7 protein-coding genes are annotated in these 5,989 nt (G+C 66.4%); all 7 read right to left on the bottom strand.

The window, feature by feature from the left end; all coding sequences use genetic code 11:
* Positions 1 to 147: 147 nt before the first annotated feature.
* Positions 148 to 501, bottom strand: a complete 354-nt coding sequence (locus ACLBYD_RS30365) for a hypothetical protein (protein ID WP_447819356.1) — start codon at positions 499 to 501, stop codon at positions 148 to 150.
* Between the two features lie 14 nt (positions 502 to 515).
* The gene (locus tag ACLBYD_RS30360; RefSeq protein WP_447819355.1) at positions 516 to 938 is read right to left on the bottom strand and encodes a lipase chaperone; all 423 of its coding nucleotides are present in this window, start codon (positions 936 to 938) and stop codon (positions 516 to 518) included.
* Positions 935 to 1,873: a phage major capsid protein gene (locus ACLBYD_RS30355; RefSeq protein WP_219129663.1), complete on the bottom strand. Its 939-nt coding sequence runs from the start codon at positions 1,871 to 1,873 to the stop codon at positions 935 to 937. The genes ACLBYD_RS30360 and ACLBYD_RS30355 overlap by 4 nt, the downstream gene beginning before the upstream one ends.
* Positions 1,874 to 1,901: 28 nt before the next feature.
* Positions 1,902 to 2,342: a hypothetical protein gene (locus ACLBYD_RS30350; RefSeq protein ID WP_219129664.1), complete on the bottom strand. Its 441-nt coding sequence runs from the start codon at positions 2,340 to 2,342 to the stop codon at positions 1,902 to 1,904.
* Between the two features lies 1 nt (position 2,343).
* On the bottom strand, positions 2,344 to 3,552 hold the full coding sequence (locus tag ACLBYD_RS30345; protein ID WP_447819354.1) for a head maturation protease, ClpP-related: 1,209 nt from the start codon (positions 3,550 to 3,552) through the stop codon (positions 2,344 to 2,346).
* Between the two features lie 11 nt (positions 3,553 to 3,563).
* Positions 3,564 to 4,859, bottom strand: coding sequence for a phage portal protein family protein (locus tag ACLBYD_RS30340; RefSeq protein WP_447819353.1), 1,296 nt, complete (start codon positions 4,857 to 4,859; stop codon positions 3,564 to 3,566).
* A 14-nt stretch (positions 4,860 to 4,873) separates the two neighbouring features.
* Positions 4,874 to 5,989 (bottom strand): terminase (locus ACLBYD_RS30335; RefSeq protein WP_447819352.1); only part of this gene is annotated, 1,116 nt, incomplete at its 5' end.

The following is a 5,989-nucleotide window of genomic DNA, read 5'->3' as shown; positions in this document are numbered from 1 at the left end:
TACCGCTCGAGCGGCACCCCTTCGACGGACCCGACGGGCTGAACCGAACACCCGGGATACTCCGCACCCGGTTGCTCGACCATCACCCCACGTTTACCGCGCACGCGCTCGATCACCCGCACGGTCTGATTACCGAGTTCGTCCATGTCAGTCCCCGAACGTCCAGGACGGTTTCGCCGACTGCGAGATGCCGAGCAGCTGGTAGTGGTACGGGGTGAACACCAACGACCGGCCCGGGTTGACGAGGGTCCCCGACCGGGTCACCCCTCCCACCGTCTTCGTGTAGGAGACGTGACCGGCGTGCTTGGCAGCCGTCAGCGCGGCCCGCACCACCTCGATGACGACGAACCGGGCGTCCGGGTCGTCGTCATCGATGGTGGGCTTGTGCTTGCGGATCCACTTCGAGGCAGAGGCGATGAGCTGTTCGGCCCAGATCGTCTCGGTTGCCGACAGCTGCCGCCAGCCCCTCATCAGACCAGTGACGTCGACGAAGTCAGCCACAGTGCCGCCTCAGCTCACTTCTCTTCGGCAGCGTCGACGAGGGCGATGATCTCGTCCTTGTTCTTACCCTTGAGATCCTCGGCGTCGATGCCGATCGCTTCCGCGTACGCCACCCACTTCTCGTCGGTCGCAGTCGCCCGAGGACGGCGCGGCCTCTCAGCCGACGCACCACCGGCCGTAGCCGCCGGGGGTTCGGCGCCCTGTGGCGGGACCTGGTCGACCACCGCGGCGGCAATTCGTTCTGCTGCGGCTTCCTCGGCAGCGACCTCGTCGGCGGGCCGGATCGCGCCGGCACGCAGCAGCCGCTGCGCTTCCAGCTCGTCGAGATCGGTGATCAGCGCACCGCGGCGGTGCCTGATCTCCTTCGTCGGCCGGCCCTGATCGTTGCGCTCGAGTACCTGGTTGAACCGCAGTGCGGTCAGGATGTAGTCGGTCACGGCGTCACCAGTCCCGTCAGCCACAGACCGGCCTGCGGCTGGTCGAGTGCGAGTCCACGTTCCTGCGTGGCATCCGAGCGCCAGGTCTCACGCGGGCCACCGTTGGGGCCGTTGCCCTCGGGGTAGAGCTCGGTGAACGTCAGCGGACGAGCGTCGCCGTAGAACCCGATCGTGCCGCGCTCGAGGATCAGGGCCCGGTCGGCCGGCCACGCCTTCGACACGATGACACGAAGGTTGTGGATGGTCTCCGGCAGCGCACCGACATAGGCGATGTTCTGGTCGGCGATATTGCCGCGGTAGACCTTCAGCAGATCGTCGTTGTCCATCAGGATCGGCAGCAACGCGGGGTTGAGCACGATCGTGTCGGCGGCGAACTCGTATCCCTCGTCCTCGCTGCCGCCCTGCTCGGCGGTCGGGGCCGCCTGGGAGATCTCGAAGATCGCATCGGCGATGTCGCGGCGCGGCCGCGAGTTCGCCACATCCCACGCGGTGGAGACGGGGAACGAAGGGACGGAGTTGAAGATCGCCTTCGCGGCACGATCGTTGGCCCGGATGAAAGTGTTCTTCAGCGCGGTGATCTGCTTGTTCACGTCGTCGATCTGATTCTTCCGAATCATGTCAAGAGTGACGCGAATACCCTTGCCGCGCTTGGTCGAGAAGACTACCTTCGGGATTCCGCGGGCCGCGTTCGAGACGGTGATCTCGCCGAACTCGGCCAGCTCCTCGATGTCGTCGGCGAGGAAGGCCGGATCGCCTTCGCGGTAGGCGAACACGCCCGAGGTGTTGGCGCCAGCGTTGCGCAGCAGCGCCTCGGCGATGAACTGATTCTCGAGCAGCTTCTTGAGCTTGGTCGGGATCAGCGTCGGGTTCGCGAGAAAGTCGGCCACGGCCAGTGCCGCGCCGTCCGACCCGCTCACAATGGTCCTGGGTGCCATGGTGATTGTCTCCTGGGGAAGTGAGGGATCAGGCGATCCGGATGAGGCCGACCGCGTTGGCGGCCACGCCCTGGGGCTGGGTGCAGATGCCGACGATCTCGGCTGCGGTGGCATCGACCGGGGCCGGACCGACCTTGCCAGAACCAGTCGAGACCAGCTTGTCGCCGAACGTGGCCGCGGCCGAGTAGGTCACCTTCGTTTCGGTGCCTGCGTAGGCGACGGAGACGACGGTGGGGATCGGCATCGCGTTGATGATCGGGCGTCCGATCGCGTCGACGGTGGTTCCGCCCTGCGCCGTTTCGGGGCTCTGCCCGTCGGTGAGCGCGACGCCGAGCACCTTCACGCTGTCCGCGGCCGCGACGCCGATGCGGCCGCCGGTGCGGGCCTCGACGAGCTGGCCACCGAGGATGACCTCGGCCGGGATGAAACTCTTGGGGCCACCCTGGGTGACCTGTGTGACTGCAGCCATGTCAGTTCTCCTCGATCCAGTTCTTGAACTTGTCGACGGCCGCGAAGTCCGCACCGCCGGTGAGCTCCGGGTCGACGCCGTGGCCGACCTCCTCGAGCGGCACGAGACCGGCGGCGAGGCTGTTGATGGCCTCGGTGGCGCCCTCGCGGTCGCGCTGCAAGGAGTTGAGCCAGTGCTCGCGTCGGCCGGGCCCGAACTTTCCGGCACGGATCGCTCCGTCGACGAGTGCCTCGTCGGCTTCGCGGAGCTGCTGGGCGCGAGCTGCACGGCCTTCGTTGGCCGCGGCGATGTAATCCTCGTGCTGGGCACGGTCGACGGCGACGAGGCCGTGACGCTCCATGTAGGCGGCAACCTGCTCGGCGGTAGGACCGCCGGTGGGGGCGGATGCCTGAGTGCCGGTTTCGTGGGTCTGCTCGGCCAGTGCCTCGTCGAGGGCGGCCAGAATCGTTTCGTCGGTGGCGTCGGCGTTGATGCCGAGGCGCTGAGCGAGAGTTTCGTTGAGGGTGGGCACGATGCCCTCCTTCCTGTTGGTGTCCTCTACCGCCTCGGCAGAGGGGATCCGGGGGGCCGGAGCATGTTCCCGGCCGGCGAAGCGGAACTGCGACAGGTTGAATGCCGCGGCGAGTTCACCGGTGTCTGGGGTGCTGCCGCTGACCTTGTCGGCCAGGCCAGCCGTGACGGCTTCGTCTGCGGTGAACCAGGTTTCGGCAGCGACGAGTGCTCGCCATTCGTCGATATCGCCACCGGCCCGGCGGGCGTAGACCGCGGTGATCGAGTCGGTCATCTTGTCGAGACGGTCTGCCTCGGCGCGTAGATAGTCGGCGGTGCCGGACGTGTAGAGCCACGCCTCGTGGATCATCATCTGCGAGCCCTCGCCCATGATGATCTCGTCACCGGCCATCGCGATCACCGATGCAGCCGACGCGGCCAACCCGTCGATACGGACGGTGACCTTCGCCGAGTGCGCACGCAGCGCGTTCATGATCGCGATGCCGTCGAACGCATCGCCGCCGGGTGAGTTGATCCGGACGACGATCTCGTCGGTGTCGAGTTCCTTGATCCGGGTGGCGATCGTCTGCGCGTCGGTGTCGAGCCAGTAGCTTCCGATCACGTCGTAGATCAGGATCTCGGTGGCGGCACCGGCCTGCGCGTTGATCCGGAACCACTCGCGCGGTCGGCTGGAAGAACCAGCACCGTTGCGGATGGTCATGGTCGTCTCCTTCACGTGGTTGTCCCCTCGGATTCGGTCGGGCCGGAGGGGGGCGTCCACGGCTCGGATGGGGGCGGGGTGTCCTTCGCGGGCAGGCCGTACTGCTGGCGCGTGTACTCCTCGAGCGACCGGTCGAGGCGGATCAGTCCGGCGTCGATGAGCATCTTCAGTGCGGATGCGGTGAGGTCCTGGCGCGAGCCGATCTCGTCGAACACGATCTTCGGTGCGGGCTCGTCCTCGCCCCAGTTCAGATCGACGAGGTCCTCGACGACGTGAGCGGTACCGACGTCTGCGATGGTCTCGCCGAGCGTCTGCACCGACTGCGTGAACGTGCCCTCTTGCACGCTGGCCATTGCGAACGAACCACCGGTGTCGAGGTTCAGGAAGTGCGCGAGGCCCGCGATAGCGATCTGTTTGTCCTGGTAGTCGATCGCTTTCTGAATGTCGAGCAGCACACCTTGCACGCTGAGCAGCTCGAGCTTCTGGCCATTGGCAAGACCGACGCCGGAGGTCATGCCGCCCTTGAAGTTCGACGCCAGGTCGCGCATGTGATCGACCTCGACCTGGTCGGTGGCGCTGGCTGCGGTACCGACCGGCACGCCGATGCCGTTGCGGCGGGCCGCGGCGGCCTGGGTACGCATGAACTCGTCCTTGAGGATCCAGTGCTTGTAGGCCGGCCGCAGGATCGAGTTGCCCTGCCACTGACCGGGGTCCGGTTCGTGCACGTAGGCGACCAGTCTCGAGACGGGGATGGTGAATCCGTCCGGGATGGCCGAGGCTGCGGTGAGCTTTCCGACGGGCGGCTGTTGCGTGATCGACTCGAGACCACCGTCGAGCGCGACTTTGATCTTCGCGATCGTGCGCTGCGGACGGGGCGCGAGCTTGCGCAGACTGATCCTTCCGTCCTGGTCGAACTGATAGACCTGCTCGAAGAAGCTGTGCCCGTACTGCAGCATCAGGAGAGCCTGCTGCAGGTGACTACGCCACGAGAAGCGTCCGCGTGTGCGCGTCGTCGGCTGGTAGTCCGAGCCTTTGATCCCGAGCCGAAGGTTGCGGGCCACGAACTCGACGACCTCATCACGGGCGCCGTTCGGGTCGAGATGCCATCCGGTGCGGCGGATCGGCAGACCGATCGCTCGCAGCAGGGAGGAGGCTCGGCCGTCCTCGCGGCCCATCCGGCTGAAGACGTTCACCGACTCGGGCCACTGCAGCTCGGGGACTTTCTCGGTGTGGTCCCACTGCTGCCACTCGGTTCCGCCACCGTGTACGTATCCCAATTCTGTTGAGGGACGTGCGGTTTCAGCCATGGTCACCTCCTCGTCTAGAACGCGGCGGTCAACGGGTCGAACGAGTCGACCGGTCCACCGGTATGGTTGGTGCGCTCGAACGTCGGCGCGGCCGATGCGCCGGCCACGCGGGATTCGAAAGTGATCAGTGCCCATCGGGCGATGATCACGGCCAGCATCGGTGTGACCTCGGGGTCTCCCCCTGCGTCGACGACCCAGTCCCCACGCGGGAGCGACCGTTTCCTCACCTGCTCGAGCGCGTAGCCGAGAGCTTTCTGACCGGTGTGGCTGATCAGCCCGTCCTCGGCGTCATCCACGAAGCCCTGGCTCATCAGCGCCGCTTGGTTCGTTGTGGACTTGATCAGCTCGATGCCGGCGGTCTTCATCATCGGTTCGAGCACCGCGGCCGGCGAGCGACTGTCCGTAGCGATCGCGCACGGCTCGAGCACATCGTCGATCCGACCGATGAGATCGACGATCTCGGGGTTGGTCGCCGTGCGCACGTAGCCGACCTCGACGTGGATCCGGTCGTCGACGGTACGTTGCGCACCGGCGATCACCCACCGGGAACCGACGCGGGCGAGGCCCACACCGATCGTGCCGGTCAGTTCCGGGAAGTCCTGCAGTCCCTGCCACTGCAGCTCGGTGACGAGCTGCCATGTCTCCGGGCCTTCGTCGTCGTCATCCGGCCAGATGCCCATCGCCTCACGGCGCCAGGCTTCGTCGTCCGGGATGTTCTCCCGCATACGCAGCATCGACTCGAGCGGAGTGCGGTGCGGATACGACGGATTGAACGTGCCGAACTTCGACTGGTCGTCCGGGTCGGTGTCCGGGTCCGCGGAGATCTCGACGTACACCTGACCGGCGGTCAGCCCGGCGAGCGCCTTCTTCCGCTTCTTCGTGAACGATTCGCCGTCGTCGGTCGGCCGCGGTGGTGTGCCGATGAAGAACAGCAGACCGCCGTGCGGGTTCTTCGCGGCGTTCGTGGCCGGCACCATGTCCTCGAGTGCCTTCACGCCGAGGATCTGCGCCTCGTCGAACACCTCGACGTCGATGGCTTCCATACCTCGACCGAAGCCCTGCTCACGAGCGCCGAACATGATGATCGATCCGTTGGTGAAGACGATCTCCTGTTCGCCGTTGGCGGTGCG

This window comes from Rhodococcus sp. C26F (genome assembly GCF_053345925.1).
The sequence above is the reverse complement of the archived record's forward strand: the minus strand, read 5'-3'. Positions and strand labels throughout refer to the sequence as shown.

Bases quoted from the DNA above. Each gene is read 5' to 3' on its own strand.
- ACLBYD_RS30355 (WP_219129663.1), bottom strand. From the start codon at position 1,873: ATGGCACCCAGGACCATTGTGAGCGGGTCGGACGGCGCGGCACTGGCC.
- ACLBYD_RS30350 (WP_219129664.1), bottom strand. From the start codon at position 2,342: ATGGCTGCAGTCACACAGGTCACCCAGGGTGGCCCCAAGAGTTTCATC.
- ACLBYD_RS30345 (WP_447819354.1), bottom strand. From the start codon at position 3,552: ATGACCATCCGCAACGGTGCTGGTTCTTCCAGCCGACCGCGCGAGTGG.
- ACLBYD_RS30340 (WP_447819353.1), bottom strand. From the start codon at position 4,859: ATGGCTGAAACCGCACGTCCCTCAACAGAATTGGGATACGTACACGGT.